The organism is Micromonospora sp. DT201 (assembly GCF_049841575.1).
Lineage (GTDB): Bacteria > Actinomycetota > Actinomycetes > Mycobacteriales > Micromonosporaceae > Micromonospora.
Genome location: NZ_JBNCKP010000036.1, coordinates 1 through 17,127, shown reverse-complemented (window position 1 = coordinate 17,127; position 17,127 = coordinate 1). Strand labels below are relative to the sequence as shown.

The window sequence follows — 17,127 nt, the reverse complement described above, 5'->3', positions numbered from 1 at the left end:
CGTGAATGGGTGACGGCGCGTGCTCACAGCGGGATGCCGTGGACGCTGACCGTCGGGGTCGGGTCGGTCAGGCGCAGGACAGCGGTCGGCGGTACGACCGCGCGGGCCCCGTCGGCGTGGGAGATGACCCACCAGCGGTCGCGCCTGGGCCAGATGGCGGCGACGGTGCGGGTGGTGCCGTCGAAGGCGAGCACGTCGTCACCGGCGCGCAGCTCGCGCACCGGGCGCAGGCGCACCCCGTCGGCGGGCCGAACCCGCCAGGCCGCGACCGCCTCGGTGTGCCGGCGACCGGGCGGTGCGGGGATGCGGTAGTCGACGCCGACGCGCGCCGGTGCCAGGGAAGTGATGGTGGCCGGTAGCCAGGCGGCGCGGGCGTTGACGTGGACGGCCTGCCCCACATGCAGCACGGCCGTGGGGAGGAAGGGTGACGTGAACAGATCGGTCATGCCGGGCTCCTTCATGGAGGGATGAAGAACCCGGACACGGCGGCGGTGCCGTGCCCGGGAGCGTGCGGTGATCACGTGGTCAGGCCGGGCAGCGGCCGGTGCATCGAACGCAGGGGTGCCGGCGTTGTCCGGCGCGCGTGTCGCGGCAGCGCGACGCAGCGGTAGCCGGGCCGGTCAGCGCGCGGCAGCACCGCGCGGCGTCAGTACGTGACGTCGCCCTGGCCCGGCCGGATGTGGGGCGGCCGCACCCCGTTGTGCGCCCACGAGACGCGGGGTGGGGTCAGGAGGCGCCGGTGCGATGCCGGTGGGGGCGGCGGTCGCGGTGTCGCACCGCCGGGCGTACGCCGGGTGCGGGCGGCTCGCCGTCGCGGATGGGGTCGTAGTGCGCGATTCCGCCGCCGCGGCGTTTCGCGGTGTACATGGCCCGGTCGGCCCGGCCGAGGGCACGGTGCGGGTCCCCGCCGGGTGTGCGGCAGATGCCGATGCTGACGCGCATCGGCCGGGTGATGCCGTCGATCGTGATGGGCGGCGCGAGGGCGGTGGTCAGGGACCGGGCGAGGGTCTGCGGGTCGCGTGGTGTGACGAGGACGAATTCGTCGCCGCCGAGGCGGGCGACGAGGTCGCCGGTGTGGCTGGCGTTCTCGAGTCGGTCGGCGAGGTCGGCGAGGTACCGGTCACCGCCGTCGTGGGTGTGGGTGGTGTTGATGGCATGCATGCCGTCGACGTCGATCAGCGCGACGGTCAGCTCAGTGCCGGCGGCGTCGATGAGATGGTGTTCGGCGACGCGGCGGACCGCGAGCCCGGTGACCGGGTCGAGGTACGCGACGGAGAGGTCCCTTTCCAGGTCGGCGATGCGGTCCGCGGCGTGCCCGACACGGTGGTGGGACAGGGCCAGCAGGATCGATTGGGTGATGCCGACGGTGGCGATGATGCCCGCCACCGAGGTGCGACCGGTGAGCAGTAGAGAGAGCAGGACGGCCTGGGCCACGATCGTGGTGGCGACCGGGATCCGGCGCAGGGCTGTCGCCCGTGGGGCGAAGCGCATGAACGGTTCTCCTTTCCATGTGGGGGCGCGCACGCCGGCAGGCGGACCGGTGTGACCGGTTCGCCTGCTCGTTCGGGGTGCGGCACGGAATCAGCGGGTGGAGAGCGCCACGAGAACATCGCGGTGGTGCAGCAGGCTGATGTGGTGGTTGACCGCGGCGAGGTAGGCCATCTGGGTGACGTACTGGTCGTTGGCGGCTACCAGGTGAGTGCCGTCGAGGCAGATGAAGTTGCGACCCGGCACGGCGCGCAGCCAGCCGACGTGGGCGTAGCTGTGCGCGCCGGTCTGCAGCGCCTCCAGGTGACTGGTGGGCAGATCCGTGAGCCGGGTCGGCAGGGCGTTGTAGGTGAGCATGCTCGCGATGCGAGGCTGGGCGAGGTACTGCGTGCGGGCCTTGACGATCGGGTACCTGTCTGGGTCGGCGCGGTGCCGGTCGAGGAACGTCCAGTAGGGCTGGGCGGGCCGGGTGCCGGCGACGACCTGGTTCCAGATGTGCCAGCGCCACCAGAAGGCGTCGCGGGCGGCGATGCGCATCGTCTCGAGGTCCAGATGTCGGACGGGTCCACCGGCGGCGGTGTTCTTCCAGGGCTGCAGCAGGCTGCCGCGGTGCCAGCGGGTGCGGGTGATGAAGTGCCTGACGCTGCTGAGAGGGGTCAGCGGCGTAGCCGCGAGGCGGGTCGCGGCGGTGGTGGCCAGTCGGTTGGTGGGGGTGCCGTCAGGCAGGCACACGATGGTCAGGGGCGCATGGGGCATGGTTCCTCCTTGCACGGGCGTGGCGAGACGCGGGTATGCCGGGAGCGGTGTCCCAGGGAGGTGAGGTGGGGAAGGGAGGGCGTGACCGCGATGCGGTCAGCGGCTCGCGGGACGAATCCGCGGTGGGCGCCGAAACGGCGTGAGGTGGTGCTGAGGGTGGGCGAGACGCCTACGGGCGGCGCAGGCCGACCGGCCAGGTGGCGGGTGGGCGGTGGCGACCGCGGTCGTGGGCGGCGGGGCCCGGATGGTGCTGCGTAAGGGGGTTCAATCAATGTGAGCCCTCACCGTAGCCCGATCACCCAACAGACACCGGCCGTACGGATCCGCCGACGACCCCGGTTGACCTGCGCTGTCGGGTACGCGCCGGTGGGACGGCGCCGCCGGGCACGACGCTGTTGGGTCGGCGTGGCGCCCTGTTGGCCAACCCGCCGTCGTCCTGGGCGTTGGGTAACCCGATGGGGTGTCTCGGGCCTGCGTCGCCCGGCTCCACCGCTGACGCCGCCTCGGCCACCACCAGGATCACCGGCGTTGAACGCTCCGTACCCGTGGCTGTGTCAGCACAACTTCCCCCTGCCTGGTCACGAGGTGGCGTCGACGACGAGGCGCAGCGGATGGTCCTGCGGTCGCGCCGGTCCGGGGGTCAGCGGGCCAGGTGGGCCGTGGCTGCTCGGCAGGTCGGCCAGGGTGAGCCGGTGACGTCCGTTACCGGCGAGCCGCCACACCGGTCCGGCCGGATCGGACCCGGATTCCGGTGAGGTGGTGGCGACGATCAGAGTGGGCTCCGGCCGGTCGGTGAGCCTGCGGTGCAGGTTCTGCTCGCGTAGTCGGCTGGGCAGGACGAACAGCAGCGGATAGTGCGGGCCGCCCTCGGCGTGCAGCTTGCGGTGCGACGCCAACTTATCGACGAGGCGGCCAATCGGCTCGGTGCCGCGGTCGAGTTCGAGGAAGAACCCGGTTTCCTGGTCACCGTCGGTCCAGACGCCGTGGCCGTCGGGTTTGATGCGGTGACCGAAGGCCGCGGCGGTGCTGCGCTCCGACCACCAGCGGGTCAGCGCGGCACCCGGCTGGTGGCGGGCGCGCACGAGCAGAGCGACGAAGACGTCGTTCACCGCGAGCAGGTGCTCCAGGGTGGGGCTGGCGTAGATGCGGTCCTGACGTTCCCGCAAGGCTCGGGCGGTCGGTGGAGTGTCGTCGCGGGACAGGGCGACGTACCGGGAGGACAGCAGGCCGGGCAGCCAGCACACCGGGTTGGGTGCGCCTGGCCGGTTGCGGATGAACCGGTCGATGAAGCCGAGGCGCCGCAGCAGGTGCAGGCGGTGGCGGCAGGTGGTGGGGTTGGCGAACAGGATGGAGGTGAGGTGCTCGGTGGTGAGGGTGCCGTGCTCGTCGAGGAGCGCGGCGATGGTGTAGTCGCGAGGTCGCAGACGATGAGAGACGTCGATGAGGGTGTGCGCAGGGGTCGCACGAGGGTTGGTCGTACGCAGTGCAGTCAACGACGTGTCCCCCGTGGATGGCTCCCCCTCAGGGAGGTGTCGGGATTCGGTGTGACCGGACATGACGGCTCCTAGCTGGGCTGTTGGGTGGGCAGGGGCGGCCACCGGCCCGGCAGCACGGCGCCCGGTGCCGGCCGGGTCGGTGGCCGCCGTCACGATCGGGTCCTGGCCGACCTGGCGCGGCCATGACCGGGATGTCAGGCGAGGAGACTCCTCGATCCGGTACGAGGTCAGCGACAGGCATCCGCTGGCGGTATCCCTCAGCGGCTCCCCCATTGCGGCGTCGTCTGGTGGCGCGCCTGCGGGTCACGCACCGTCCGGTGAGATGGCTGGCGGGTCACCCGGATCAGCGTCCGGCGGGTTGGCCACGCCAGCGAGCCGGGCGATCGCCGGCCGTCGTGCGGACTTCCCGGCAACGGACGGCGCGGCGGCCTGCCGGACCGCCGTCGATTCCCCGATCAGCGGCCGCGGCGGGTTCGTCCGCAGGGTGAACGCCGCGGTCTCGCGGCTGTTGACGACGAGCCGGCACGCCGCCCGGTAGGCGTCCAGGTGCGACACGTCGTGCTCGTCAAGCTCGGGCATCGTGTGCCGGGCCAACTGGTGGGCGTCCTCGGGGGCGCAGGAGAAGAACACCTTGTTACGGGCGTTCGCCGAAATGGCCAGTTGGGTGTCGCGCGGCATCTGCGACAGGTTCTGGTGGGCCAGGACGAGGCCGAAGTGGTAGCCGCGGGCCTCGGCGAGCATGTCGCCGACCGAGCCCGGCAGGTTGAGGAAATTGTGGGCTTCGTCGATGTAGGCGAAGGAGTCGCGGCGATCGGCTTCGGGTAGCCGGGCGCGGCCGGTGGCGCTCTGCCAGGCGGAGGCGAGGACGAAGCTGCCCATCAGCCGGGCGGTCTCCTCACCGATCTGCCCCTTGGGAAGACGGGCCAGCAGGATGCCGCCGTCGAGGACGCGGCGCATGTCGAAGCTCGACTGCGGTGCGCCGAGGGTGCGGCGGACGAAGTCGCGCAGCAGGAAGGCGCGCAGCCGGGACAGGACCGGGCCGATGACCTGGGCCCGCAGCGGCGGTGGGGTCGACTCGAACCATTCCCAGTAGCCGCGCAGGCCTTCCGGGTCGTCGAGGTCTCGGGTGAACGCGTGGCGGAACTTTTTGTCGTTGAGCAGCGGCGGGATCAGCGTCAGCGTGGCGTTGGCTTTGCGCAGCAGCGTCAGGCATGCCACGCGCAGGGTGTCGTCGATGCGGGGTCCCCAGTGCTTGGCGAAGATCCGCCCGAAGATCGACACGATGTTGTCGACGACCAGATCGTGGTCGTCGCCCTGCAGCGGGTTGAGGGTGGTGCCGGCCGGCTGGTTCGGGTCGATGATGGTCAGCCGGTTGGCGTGGCTGGTGGGGATCCGGTCGATCAGGTCGAGGACCAGGTCGCCTTTGGGGTCGATGACGACGACGCCACGGCGGGCGTGGATGTCGTCGAGGATCATGTTGAGCAGCAGGGTGCTCTTACCGGAGCCGGTGGAGCCGAGCACGTGCAGGTGCTGGCGGGCGTCGGTGACGGTCACGGCCACGGAGTGGCCGCCGACGTCGGCGCGGCCGAGGACCTTCGTGCCGCGTCCTCCGGTAGGGACGGCGACGGGTGCGGGCATCGGCTTGGCGCGGGCCCGGTCCAGACCGGGCACGGCGATGTCCTGCGGCAGTGCCGCGATTGTGGCCAGCTCGGCGACGGAGAGCAGGAATCCGCGGCGCAGCACCCGGGCGGCCAGGACGCGGGCCGGATGGTGCAGGGGCAGCCGGCGCAGCCGGTTGCGGCCGGTCCAGGATCCGAACGCCGACGCGACACCGTCAGAGAGGGCGACCAGCCGTGGGGTGAGGGTGTTGGGGTCGTTGCCGCGGGGGTTGCGGTGCGCGACACCGAAGCGCAGCGCGACCTCCCACGGGGTGCCGGTGAGCTTGTCGATGCCGGCGCGCCCGTCACGCTCGCGCCGCGGGTCGCCGCCGGGTACGGGTGTGTGCGGTGCTGATGTCGAGGGCCGCCGGCCGGTGGTGAACACCTCCAGGCTGAGGTCGAGGACGGCGCGCAGCCAGGTGGCGGGGTCGAGCAGGTTCCGCGGTGCCCGCCCGGTGCGCAGGCTCTGCACGCCGCGGCGCAGGACTCGGATCTGCCGGACGGTGGCGGGCCGAGCCAGGACCTGCACGCAGGCTGACTCGGCGGCGCGCAGGCCGGACGCGACGGCGATCAGGGTGCGCAGCGGGTCGGTGTCGTGATCGGTGTGCAGCGGGTACCAGGGCGCCAAGGTGGGGGCGAGTGCGCCACCGACGGCGAGCGCGTCCACGGGCAGCGGCGGGGTGGCGTCGGTGACGGTGCACGCCGCGCCAGGCCAGGCGCCGCGGATCGCGGCCTGGATCGACGCGTGGTGGACGGTGCGGGGCACCCAGAGCGCGATGGTGAGTTCCCGGCCGCTCCACCGGTACTCGACGGCGAGGTGGGGGCGGCCCTCGCGCAGCCGGCGTCGCCAGCCGGTGTGCAGGACCTCGGCGAGGGTGGCCCAGAGGGTGGCGGCGCCGCCCGGGTCGACCTGCGGCGGCGGGTTGATGGTGATCAGCTGGGCGTGCCGGGCCATCCGGGCGTGCCAGCGGCCGGCCACCACGGCGCGAGCCGCGAAGCCGGCGGCGATGAGCAGCACGGCGAGCAGCGCGAGCCAGGGCCGGTCCCGGCACCAGTCGACGGCAGCGGCGGCGGTGTCGTGCAGCCACTGCGACGGGCCGGGCAACGGCGGGGCCGGCGGTGGGGTGGGAGCGGGCGCGGGTGTGCCAACACCCGCGGTGATGAACGCGAAATCGATGCTGAATGTCATCGGTCGGATCCCTCCGAGAGCACGGACAAAGGGGGTCGGGCGTGGCCGTTGCGGGCTGGCCGCCCGTGACCCCTCGGATGGGTGGTCGTGTCGCGGCCGGTCGGGTGTCACTCGTCGACTGCCGGCCGGTTGAACGGCGGCCGGCTCGGGATCGAGCGAAGTTCGACGTCATGCCCCGGGCTGCACCTGCGCCGACCGGACTGTGACGTTCACCAGCCCGGCCGTTGGTCTGGAAACTCAGCAAGGTGTGATCCGGGTCGCCGGCGGCGGGCGGCGTCGCTGGCGGCGGGCGGTGCGGTGCGTAGGGTCGCGCCATGGTCACCCTCAACGCCGTGCTGGGCGTCGCCGCTATCGAGCTGGGCATGGTGCTCATCCCCGGCCCGAACATGATCTACCTGGTCTCGCGGACCGTGACCCAGGGCCGCCGGGCCGGCCTGACCTCGCTCGCCGGGGTGGCCTGCGGCTTCTTCGTCTACCTGGTCGCCGCCACGGCCGGCGTAGCCACGATCTTCGCCCTGGTGCCGGCGGTCTACACGGCGCTGAAGCTGGCCGGCGCCGCGTATCTGCTGTGGCTGGCGTTCCAGGCGGTGCGGCCTGGTGGCAAGTCGGTGTTCGCGCCCAAGGCGCTGCCGGTGCACCGGCCCGGGAAGCTGTTCACGATGGGCCTGGTCACCAACCTACTCAACCCCAAGATCGCCATCATGTACGTCTCGCTGCTCCCCCAGTTCGTCGACTCGGCCCGGGGCAGCGTCGCGGCGCAGAGCTTTACGCTCGGCTTGGTCCAGATCACCATCGCGATCACCGTGAACGGCCTGATCGCGATGTCTGCGGGGTCGATCTCCCGATTCCTCGGTAACCGGCCGGGCTGGTTGAAGGCCCAGCGCTATGTGATGGGCACCGTGCTCGGCGCCATGGCGGTGCGGATCGCCGCAGACCGGTCCCGCGCGGTGGTCACCGCCACGCCGTGATCCACCGGCGGTCAGGGACCCCAGGGCGGCCGCACTCAAATCCCCGCAGAAGCGGATGCCGGGCGGTCCGCCGCGTAGGTCCCCCCGACCTTCGACGGAAGGATAGAACCTGGGGGTCATTCCATGCTCACAAGCCGGAGCTGACCCCTGGGTTCGTTAGGAATCGCCCTCAGAATCAGCGAACTCCAGGTCTCCGATGCACAGTCGGTGCTCCTGCGGGGAGGCCACCGCTTGGAAACCCACCCGGTGGGTGCCCGAGATCAGCAAGCCTTCGCCGCGGCCGGCGCCGAGCAGTACCCGGGCTTCGCCGGCGGTCAGGCCGAACACGTCGGCGATGACGTCGATCGCCTGCGGTGCCTGCCGCAGCAGCACCTGGGTGGCGGCGTTCGCGATGACCACCTGCCCGAGGTCGGAGCCGAGCAGGTCCCCGACATCCTGGGTGATGACCGCCAGCCCGGCCCGACGTTTACGGGCGGACTTCGCGAGGCGGGACAGGAACCGGGCGCCCTCACCGTCGCGCAGCAAAGTCCACGCTTCGTCGACGACGACGAGCCGCCGGGGCGTCTGCGCAGAGCGGATGGCCGGGGTGTCGACCTCACGCCAGATCGCGTCCAGCGCGAGGAGCATGCCAGGGGCGCGCAGTTCGTCGGCGAGCTGCCGGGTTGACCAGCACAGCAACTGTCCGTTCGGGACGGTGGTGGTGGGACCGTCGAAGAGGTCCCGAAACGATCCGGTGGTCCACGGCGTCAGCCGGGCGGCGAGGGTGTCGGCGGCGTCGGTGCGCTGATCGGTGAGCGCGGTGGCGACGTCGCGTAGCAGCGGGGCCTGCCGGCGCCAGGTGGCGGGGTCGTTGGAGATGCCCGCCTGGTCGTAGGCGTCGTTGATCGCCTTGTCCAACGCGGCCCGTTCCGACGGCGGCGGCTGCTGTCCCAGCAGCACCGCGATCAGGGTGTGCAGGAACAGCGCCCGGTAGGTGCGTGCCTGCGGGCGGCGGTCCCCGGGCGGAATGTCGAGGGGGTTGAGCCGGACCCCGCCGACGCCGAGGGCGATCGTGACTCCGCCGACGGCGTCGGCGAGACGGATGTACTCGTTGTCGGGGTCGATCACCGCCACGTGCACACCGTCGGCGAGGGAGCGGAGCACTTCGAGCTTGACGAAGTAGCTCTTGCCGGCCCCGGATCGGGCGAGGACGACGCTGTTGGCGTTGTGCTGCGCCCATCGGTCCCACCAGACGATGCCGTTGCTGGCGGAGTTGAGGCCGTAGAGCATCCCGCCGGTGGCGCCGGGCTCACCGGGCAGCGGCGCCGGCAGGTCCGCCGAGGCGAGGGGGAACGCCGAGGCGACCGCGTCGGTGTCCATCACCCGGCGCATGGTGATCCCGTCGGTAGCCAGGGGCAGGGTGGTGGTCCAGCCCTGCAGGTGCCGCCACGTCGCCGGTTGGGTGTCGAGCAGGACCGACGCGGCGGTGGCCCGCACGTGCGCGACTGCCTCGTCGAGGTCATCGAGGGTGGTGGCGTGCACGCACAGGTACAGGCCGACGCGGAACAGTTTGCTGTGGCCGCGGGCGATCCGGTCGGCCAGCTCTGCGGCGTCGTCGGCGGCGGCCTCGGCGATTGGGTCGCTGAGGCGGCCCTTCTCCGCGTCGGTGCGCCGGTTGGATTCCAGCCGGGCCCGCTGCTTACGCAGCCGGGCGGCGGCCGTGTGCGGTGTGAGGGGGTCGATGTAGACGACAACGTCGAGCCGGCCCGGCCAGGCCAGCAGGGGCTCCAACCAGGCCGGTCCAACTTCGGCGGGGTAACCCGTCACGATCACCGTGGCCGCGTATCCGTCACCGACGCGCAGGTAGCGGGGTGTGTTCTCGATCCCGGCCGGGCCCAGAACGGCCGCGAGCCCGGCCGCATCGGCCGGGCTCGGGTCAGCGCTGGCGGGCTTACGCCCTGGCAGTGGGGGCATGTGAGTCTCCTGCTCCGGTGATGGCCGCGTCCGGCAGGGCACGAGCCCAGGTGACGTCGGCCGGGGTGTAGGGGTTGGTGGCGCAGGTCAGCACCGCGGCCGCTCGGCCGCCGTCCAGAACGCTGGTCTGCGCCCCGAGCGCGGACAGCGCCGACGCGGCGTGCGCGGCGCGGCGCAGGACCTCGGTGTCGCGGCCCTTGTCGCCGGCGGCGGTGACCGCGACGGTGACGGTGCGCCACAGCGGGTCCCGTCGCGCCGCGAGGTCCTCGAGGAAGCGGGCGTAGTCGCGAGCAGCGCCGGCCAGCGCCGGATGGGCGATCGTCTCGGTGTTCTCAGCGATGCGGTGGGCGTGGCTGGACAGATCGACGCGCTGCGCGGAGATCACGATTTGCACCGGCCCGGACAGCGAGTTGAGCCACCGTCCGTAGCTGCCGATCAGGGCGGCTTGCTCGTCGCCGGTGCGCAGCCCGATGTTCACGGTGGTGCAGGCGACCAGCGCCACCGCGTGTGTCCCGACGTCGATGACACCCGTGTCGCTGATGGCCGTCGCCGGTAGCCGTAGTACCGGTACCGCGGTGGGGGGCGTTCCGGTGGCCGGCGCCCAGGCCGGCACCGTGGCCGGTCGACCGGTCGCGGCCGGGGCCAGCCGCCGGGGACTGCGGTGGTGTCGGAGGGCGGCTATCAGCCAGGCGTCCATGGACAGGCCGTCGCGGCGTCCCAGGGCCAGCACGATGGCCGCACCGGCGAGCGGGGTGAGGACCGCGATCAGGACCGGCTGCGGCAGCAGCGTCCCCACCGACCGGACGGTGCCGTAGCCGAGCACTGCGGCCACCGCCAAGATGGCCAACTGCCGCGCGGTCAACCCGTAGACGATCTTGTCGGGGGTGTCGACGTCAGCGGGAATGCGGGCGTGCGGGGTGGTGTCGTCATTCGGGCGCATCGTGGTGTCCCTGTTCTGTGGTGCCGGCGGCACGGGCCTTCATCGCTTGGGTGTAGACGTCCACGCCGTCGGCGATCTCAGCGGCGGTGTATCGGTGGATTGGCCGACCAGTGGGCCAGGCGATGGCGACGATGGTGGACGTGTCCCGTATGGGGGTGGAGTCGGTGACCTTGGTGTCCGGGCGCGAGGCAGGGCAGGTGGTGGTCATCGGGGTGCCTTTCGAGAGGGGGAGCCGGCGCGGGCCTTCATCGCACGGGTGTAGAGGTCAACACCGCCGGTGATGTCGTCGCGGCGGTACGGACGCACGGAGCGGCCCGTGGGGTAGGCGGTACCGGCGCGGCCGGGACCGGCGCCCGACGGCTGCGGAACCGGTCGGGGTGCGGATCCGCCGACGTACGGTGATGGGGAGAACGGGGCGGGGCGGGGTCGCGCTCCTCCTCCCCCGCCGGTGCTCACCGGCCACGGCCGGGTCGCCGCGCCCGCCCCGCCCAGGCCCGGGCCGCCGCCTCGTGGGCCGGCGACGCGGGCGGCCCTGCCTCTGGAACCGACCGCGCGGGGCAGGCCCCTGGTCAGTTGCTGCACGAGCACGACCCGCAGGACCGTGCCCATCGGGTTCGGCCGGCTCTGCGTGACGTACCGCCTCATCAGCGCGGGGATCTTGACCACGCCCCAGAGCAGGCAGACGACGATGAGCAGGTTCATCACCGCGCCGGGGTCGCCGGGCAGACCGAGGACCGGGAGGTTAGCGTCCGGGGCCAGGAAGATCCGCAACGTGGTGTGCAGGGCAACGGCCTGCAGGGTGACCGTCCCCAGACAACCGAGCAGGGTCCGCCACCACAGCTTCGCCGCGCCCTCGGTCTGTGCAGTGCCGTGCAGGGCCAAGGCGATCGGGGCGATGCCCACGGTGATGACCAGCAACCCCAACCGGATGATCCACTGCACGATAAGCATGCCGAGCAGCACGGTGATGAGCCCTCCGATCAGGATGAGGAGGAACCCGACCGGGCTCATTCCCGTCTGCCCGGTCAGCGCCGCGGCCGTGATGGCGCGCAGCTGCTGCAGCGAGCCGGGCGCGGTGATGTCCTGCCCGGTCAGGGCTGCGGTGAATGCGTTGACCAACTCGATCGCGGTGGAGCAGATCGGGATGGCGAAGTTGGCCGCGATCAGGCCGATGACCAGCCGGGGGATGAGTTCCCCTGGCCCCACCCGGGACTGGATGGTGTCGCGGCCCATCACCAGGACCGCCACCCACAGGAACGCCAGCACGTAGCAGGTGTTCACGATGGCCAGCGACGTGTCAGCGAACGCGGTGACCTGCGGCAGCTGCGTGACGTCGGGGCTGACGAACACCGTGGCGGCCAGCAGGTCCCACAGAACGGCCAACGCGCCGAGGATGGTCTCGGCGAACCACCCGATGACGGGATTGATGAATTGGCCGACGAGCCAGTCGTCCACCTCAGCCCCCCACCCAGCCCTGCACGATGGCGAGCAGGATGGGGGCGAGCACGGCCAGGGCGTAACCGATCAGCGCGCTCTTGAGCGCGGACTTTGCCTTTTCCACCTCGGTCGGGTCCCCGCCTGCCGCGAGGTAGCGCAGCCCGCCGATGGTCAGGAACAGGGTGGCGACGCCGATGAGGATCCCGACGATCCAGGTGGTGATATTGCTGATGACCACGGGTAGCGAGTTGGCGGCCACGATGTGCGGCTCGGCCGCGTACGCCGGGGCCGAGCCGGCCACGGTCGCCAGGAACACGACCATGACCGCAATGGTGCGGTAGAGGATGTGGCGGACCATCGTGAGCACCTCCCGCCCCGCGTACGCAGGGCTTTGATTGGGGTTGAGGTGCGCCACCGGGAATCAGGGCGGGCCGTGGGAGCGTCGCTCCTTCCAGCCGTGAGGTGATCGGGTGCGAACACGGCCACTCAGGCCGGCCGCGCCCCGATCCCCGGGGCGCCGACACCGGCCGCCTCTCGGTCCGATGTCTTACCCACCAAGGGCCCGCTGTTGGGTGGCCAACACCGCGTCCGCCGCGTCGCGGCGACCCAACAGCGACCCAACAGGCGGCCGCTGTTGGGTCGCACCCGCGGCAGCGACGTGCTGTTGGGCGACGGCCGTGCGCTGGTGGGTCGCGGCGACCGGACGTTGAGTCGCGGAGTCCGTGGCAGTGACGCTGGTGGGCGGTGGTCATGCGGTCGTCAGTGGCAGCGACCCGCTATTGAGTCGCAACGGCCCGGTGGGGCGTCACGGCAGCGCGGCGGCGTCGACGAGGCCGCAACGACACGAACGCGAGGTCACCCCCGCGAATCGCTTCCAAAAGCCGACGTTCGGCCTTCAACCGCCACGACGAGGCCAGACTGGCGGTGATACCCAGGCGTGCCGCTGCCTGCGCGAGCGTGGCGTTCTCCAGGCGAGTCGCCGCGATCAGGTTCGCCTCATCGGCGTCGATGACCCCGGCCGCGACGGCCCTGGCCAGGACCAGGTCCGGGTGATCCCACGGCTGAACAGGCGCGATCGGCCCGGTCGCGTCAATGCGGATGAGCTGGGCGTCAGAGTCCGCGTCGCGGGCTTTGCGAGCCTTGCGCAGACCAGCGTCGATGAGCCGGCCGACCACCCGCGGCGGTTCCACGTCGATGGTCGCGAGTCGTTCGATGAACCCGACCAGCAGCTCCGCGTCCAGGTCACGGGTGTCCCCACGCCACCCCGCCGCGAGAAGTCCGGCGATGTGCCGCAGGCCCGGCAGGGCAACACCGACCGCGACCACCACCCACGCCGGGCCGTCCCGGCGAGCGCGGAAAACCAGCTCACGCCACACCGCGTCGCGGACCTCAACGCTGGTCTGCGGCTGCAGCAGCAGCACGCGGAGCCGTTGCAGCGGCAGGATCTCATCCGGCAGGCCGTCGAACCCGCGACCATCGAATCCCATCTGGGTCGGCGGCTGCACCAGCAGGGTGAAGGCACGACTCGCCGCGGCCAGCGGCGATGACGGCCAAGATCGAGTAGACATGGCATCCCTTGCGAAGCGCTCAGGCACCGCACCGTGTCGGCAGTGCGAGACCCCTATCCGCGCACGGCTACCGAACAGGCCACGACCAACCGAGCAGGGCCGAGACCCCCGTTGGGCCTGCTCAGGGCACATGTCCACCCAACAGCCAACGGGAGGGCGACGTCCGACGTCGACAGCCCAACAGCCCAGCTCACCGCCCTGTTAGACGCTGTTGGCCAGGGAAGACCCGCGAGTCGATGAACGGCCGGACCCTAGCCACCACGGAACGCTCAGCGGTGAGGGTCCGAACATAAAGAGCAGGTGTCGCCACCCCATCTCACAGCCGACCACCCGATGCTGTTGCCCAGCACCTGTGGCCGTTGGGTTGGTGCCCGACCCATTGTCAGGCAGACCCGCGTGGTCTGTTGAGGAGCTACAGCCAACATCCCCGCACGCTGTTGGGCGCCCGTTGGGTAGCCGACCACGCCACCGCGAGCTCTGAGCCGGGACGGCCGAGCCATTTGTAGATGCGAACACGGCCAACCAGCGCGGGAGCCACCCCCACATGCCTGCTGCACCTGACCCCGCGCCGAATGGCGCAACCTGCCCGAACCCGTTCCACCACGAGGCGCGACAGCATAACAACGAGGCGGCCCTCGTCGGTGATGTCCCGATCACCGTCTGGCGCCTCGACGACCGTGACGACACCGACCCCAGCGCCGCCCCCGGCGGCCAACTTGCGTCGCGTCTGGCGCAGCGACTCATCCTCGTATACACCCGGCGCGGCGACACGGTCGTCGACTTCGACAGTGACCCGACGGTGGAACACGCCAGCGTCCGCACATCCCGCTCGTACCTGTCCATCACCGATCCCACCGCGGTCGCCGACCTCGACACGCTCATCGGCCCGGTCAACCTCGCCGTCCTGCGATGGCCACCACGGCACATCAGCACACCGTCCGCGGTCACCGACCTGTTCACCGCCTGCCGGCTCATCATGAAAACCGACGCCTGCGCCATCGCCGCCGTCAGCTCCGCGGCACCGGGCCAACCCGGCACAACATACGCCGAGCACCTCGACGAACTCCTGCCCGCTGCCCGCGCCGCGGGCCTGAACCACGTGCTGCACATCGTCGCTGTCCGCGGTACCGGCGAAGGCGACGAATTCCTTTACTACGCCAGTGAGGCCGAGGCATCGCGGGAGAAGTCGCGGGCCGACGAGGGCGGCATCTACTCCTCACAGCTGATGGTCTTCACCGCAGGGCAGTGGCATGACTAGACGAGTAAGTCCTAACGCCCCTGGGTGGTGGAGATAGACGAAGGGTGTTGAGGATCAGTTTGTGACGACCGACCTCAACACCCTTCTGACCGCACTGTACGTGAAGATCGACGACTGGCTTGGGCGTCCTCGCCGGACCGGTAGGCCACCGAAGCTCTCTGACGCGGAGTTGCTGACCCTGGCCGTCGCGCAGGCCCTGCTCGGTGTGCGGTCCGAAGCCCGTTGGCTGCGGTTCGTCCCGGGGCATCTGCCTGGGGCGTTTCCGTACCTGCCCGGGCAGTCCGGCTACAACAAGCGGCTGCGTGCGGCGGTGCCTCTGCTCAAACGAGCGATCCGCGTGGTCGCGGCGGACACCGACCTGTGGACCGACGCTACCTGGGTGGTCGACTCGACGCCGGTCGAGTGCGGCCGGTCCAGGCCGACGGTGAAACGCTCGGATCTGGCCGGGTGGGCCGGCTACGGCTACTGCGCCTCGCACTCGCGGTTCTTCTGGGGACTGCGGTTGCATCTGATCTGCACCCCGGCCGGCTTGCCGATCACCTGGGCCCTGGCGACACCGAAGGTCGACGAACGTCAGGTCCTGATGGCTGTCCTTGACCACGACCCCGACCTCATCGCCGAGCGTCCAGGCCTGCTGATCGTCGCGGACAAGGGATACGTGTCCGCGGAACTGGACCGGTGGCTGGCAGAACGTGGGGTGCGATTGCTCAGACCGTCGTACCGCAACCGCGTCCCACGCCCGGACGAGCACCTACTGAAACCGATCCGGCAGCTCATCGAGTCCGTCAACGACACGCTGAAAGGGCAACTCGACCTCGAACTGCACGGCGGACGCAGCATCGAAGGGGTAGCCGCCCGGGTCGCCCAGCGCCTCCTCGCGATGACCGCCGCGATCTGGCACAACCGGGCCACCGGCCAACCCGTGACCAGGTCCTTGATCGCCTACGACCACTGACCAGACTTCGGACTTACTCGTCTAGGGGCACGCGGTGGTCCCTGCCGTGACGTCTCGCCGAAAAGCTGTGTCCAGCACGCCACATCCACGCTCGTCTGGCGACTGGTCAACTTCCGCGTGGTGGCGACTCAAGGCCGGCGCTGAGTACCCGGAGGGATGCGCGACGACGGGTTCAGGAATGTTCTGGCATCATGTCGCGACACATCATAGATAGTCGACGGGTGCTCGATACGGCTCGCTGGGGACGGACAAGCGTCCGCGCGGGAGCGTCTACCGGCACCAACTACGGCCGGTGCTCCTGGGCGGCGCAGTCTCCATGGACCGGATCTTCGACTCTCAGGCGTAGTCACTCAGTTAGTCACCCAGGTACGACAAAGGGGCCGTCTCGATCTTCCGAGATGGCCCCTCACCTGCGTCGGGACGGCCGGATTCGAACCGACGACCCCTTGACCCCCAGGACGCTTCGTCACACGTCCACGCACGTCACACACGCTATCCCCAAGATCAGGCCGTGCGGTCGACGTCGTGCCGCGCACCATCGCGCAGGCCGTGTGGTCCCTACTTGGTCCCCGACGCTGACACGCTCGATGACCGCAGCGCACGGTTTAGGAAGTGTGGACACGGGCAGAAGCTGCTCGGCAGTGAGCTGGCCTGACCTGCGCCGCCACCCTGGCTGCCACGTCCAGGAGCTGACCGCCGTTGACCGCCGTTGACCGCCGTTGACCGCCGTCGCCCATACCAACGGGCACGCAGCGGGCACGGTCGACCGAGGGGTTATGAGATCAAGTTGCTTACCTTGCCCTACCTGCCCGAACCCTGCTTGGCCTGCGGAAATTGCTCTCGACATCTGTCAGTGTCCACGGCCGAGGGTCGACCTCTTGAGGACTGGATGAGGACTGGTGGGGAGTCCCTCGGCAAGCAGGGCGCGCGCCCCCGCCAGCATGCTTCGCTCCGTCTCGTCCCGACCCTCCGGCCAGTCATCCCACACAGAAGCGAGGCCGAGCAGGTGCGAGAGTCGATCCGGCCAGCCCAAGGCTTCCCCATGACTGACGATGCAGTTGGCACCTGCAGCGGGCCCAACGCTGCCGTCCACCATCCGCGAAGCCCAATACAGCACCAGGTCCTCTGGGCAGGCGTCCTCGTCGGGGACAGCCGCACCGAGCTCTCTGGCGGCACGTACGAACAAGTCCCGCGCCTCACGCACATCGGTGCGAGAAAGCCCAGCAAGCTCCCGCAACGCCGGACTATCGAAGCCCTCCGCCAGAGCCTCAGCCGCCAAGAGCGGCAGGTGCTCGCTACCTATCTCGCCGGCCATGCGGTAGTTGTCAAGTCAAACTGAGACGGTCTGTGCCTGTTGGGCTGGCTGGTTGATCCACACTTGGTCGGGGAGTTTGGGTGCGCGGGGCCGGTGGTTGAACCTGTCTGGGTGCGCGGCGTGAGCTGCGTCGAGGGTGGCCTGGC

14 protein-coding genes are annotated in these 17,127 nt (G+C 70.7%); 3 read left to right on the top strand and 11 right to left on the bottom strand.

Annotated elements, in window-relative coordinates; translation table 11 throughout:
* Positions 1 to 23: 23 nt before the first annotated feature.
* The 5 genes from ACLQ28_RS33040 to ACLQ28_RS33020 all read right to left on the bottom strand — a co-directional run bounded on the left by ACLQ28_RS33040 (position 24) and on the right by ACLQ28_RS33020 (position 6,587).
* Positions 24 to 446 carry a hypothetical protein gene (locus ACLQ28_RS33040; protein ID WP_425690181.1) on the bottom strand — a complete coding sequence of 141 codons (423 nt, stop codon included), beginning with the start codon at positions 444 to 446 and terminating at the stop codon, positions 24 to 26.
* Between the two features lie 280 nt (positions 447 to 726).
* Positions 727 to 1,491 (bottom strand): GGDEF domain-containing protein, encoded by a 765-nt coding sequence (locus ACLQ28_RS33035; RefSeq protein WP_425690180.1) that lies wholly within the window; start codon positions 1,489 to 1,491, stop codon positions 727 to 729.
* Positions 1,492 to 1,581: 90 nt separating this feature from the next.
* On the bottom strand, positions 1,582 to 2,244 hold the full coding sequence (locus ACLQ28_RS33030; RefSeq protein WP_425690179.1) for a hypothetical protein: 663 nt from the start codon (positions 2,242 to 2,244) through the stop codon (positions 1,582 to 1,584).
* 578 nt (positions 2,245 to 2,822) lie between these two features.
* The gene (locus tag ACLQ28_RS33025; RefSeq protein ID WP_425690178.1) at positions 2,823 to 3,800 is read right to left on the bottom strand and encodes a replication-relaxation family protein; all 978 of its coding nucleotides are present in this window, start codon (positions 3,798 to 3,800) and stop codon (positions 2,823 to 2,825) included.
* A 243-nt stretch (positions 3,801 to 4,043) separates the two neighbouring features.
* Positions 4,044 to 6,587 (bottom strand): helicase HerA domain-containing protein, encoded by a 2,544-nt coding sequence (locus ACLQ28_RS33020; RefSeq protein WP_425690177.1) that lies wholly within the window; start codon positions 6,585 to 6,587, stop codon positions 4,044 to 4,046.
* A gap of 314 nt (positions 6,588 to 6,901) precedes the next feature.
* Between ACLQ28_RS33020 and ACLQ28_RS33015 the strand changes: the two genes are divergently transcribed.
* Positions 6,902 to 7,555, top strand: coding sequence for a LysE family translocator (locus tag ACLQ28_RS33015; protein WP_425690176.1), 654 nt, complete (start codon positions 6,902 to 6,904; stop codon positions 7,553 to 7,555).
* 156 nt (positions 7,556 to 7,711) lie between these two features.
* Here ACLQ28_RS33015 and ACLQ28_RS33010 read toward each other — a convergent pair whose 3' ends face one another.
* The 6 genes from ACLQ28_RS33010 to ACLQ28_RS32985 all read right to left on the bottom strand — a co-directional run bounded on the left by ACLQ28_RS33010 (position 7,712) and on the right by ACLQ28_RS32985 (position 13,453).
* On the bottom strand, positions 7,712 to 9,508 hold the full coding sequence (locus ACLQ28_RS33010) for a VirB4 family type IV secretion system protein (RefSeq protein WP_425690175.1): 1,797 nt from the start codon (positions 9,506 to 9,508) through the stop codon (positions 7,712 to 7,714).
* Positions 9,486 to 10,448 (bottom strand): PrgI family protein, encoded by a 963-nt coding sequence (locus ACLQ28_RS33005; RefSeq protein WP_425690174.1) that lies wholly within the window; start codon positions 10,446 to 10,448, stop codon positions 9,486 to 9,488. Before ACLQ28_RS33005 ends, ACLQ28_RS33010 begins: the two co-directional genes overlap by 23 nt.
* Complete coding sequence (locus ACLQ28_RS33000) at positions 10,435 to 10,656, bottom strand: hypothetical protein (protein ID WP_425690173.1); 222 nt, start codon at positions 10,654 to 10,656, stop codon at positions 10,435 to 10,437. Before ACLQ28_RS33000 ends, ACLQ28_RS33005 begins: the two co-directional genes overlap by 14 nt.
* A complete protein-coding gene (locus ACLQ28_RS32995) occupies positions 10,653 to 11,903 on the bottom strand; it encodes a conjugal transfer protein TrbL family protein (protein WP_425690172.1) in 1,251 nt (416 codons plus the stop codon). The genes ACLQ28_RS33000 and ACLQ28_RS32995 overlap by 4 nt, the downstream gene beginning before the upstream one ends.
* 1 nt (position 11,904) lies before the next feature.
* The gene (locus ACLQ28_RS32990; protein ID WP_425690171.1) at positions 11,905 to 12,243 is read right to left on the bottom strand and encodes a pilin; all 339 of its coding nucleotides are present in this window, start codon (positions 12,241 to 12,243) and stop codon (positions 11,905 to 11,907) included.
* 418 nt (positions 12,244 to 12,661) lie between these two features.
* Positions 12,662 to 13,453, bottom strand: a complete 792-nt coding sequence (locus ACLQ28_RS32985; protein WP_425690170.1) for a hypothetical protein — start codon at positions 13,451 to 13,453, stop codon at positions 12,662 to 12,664.
* A 544-nt stretch (positions 13,454 to 13,997) separates the two neighbouring features.
* Between ACLQ28_RS32985 and ACLQ28_RS32980 the strand changes: the two genes are divergently transcribed.
* Positions 13,998 to 14,711 carry a hypothetical protein gene (locus ACLQ28_RS32980; RefSeq protein ID WP_425690169.1) on the top strand — a complete coding sequence of 238 codons (714 nt, stop codon included), beginning with the start codon at positions 13,998 to 14,000 and terminating at the stop codon, positions 14,709 to 14,711.
* A gap of 61 nt (positions 14,712 to 14,772) precedes the next feature.
* Positions 14,773 to 15,666 carry an IS982 family transposase gene (locus ACLQ28_RS32975; RefSeq protein WP_425690168.1) on the top strand — a complete coding sequence of 298 codons (894 nt, stop codon included), beginning with the start codon at positions 14,773 to 14,775 and terminating at the stop codon, positions 15,664 to 15,666.
* The last annotated feature ends 1,461 nt before the right edge of the window (positions 15,667 to 17,127 follow it).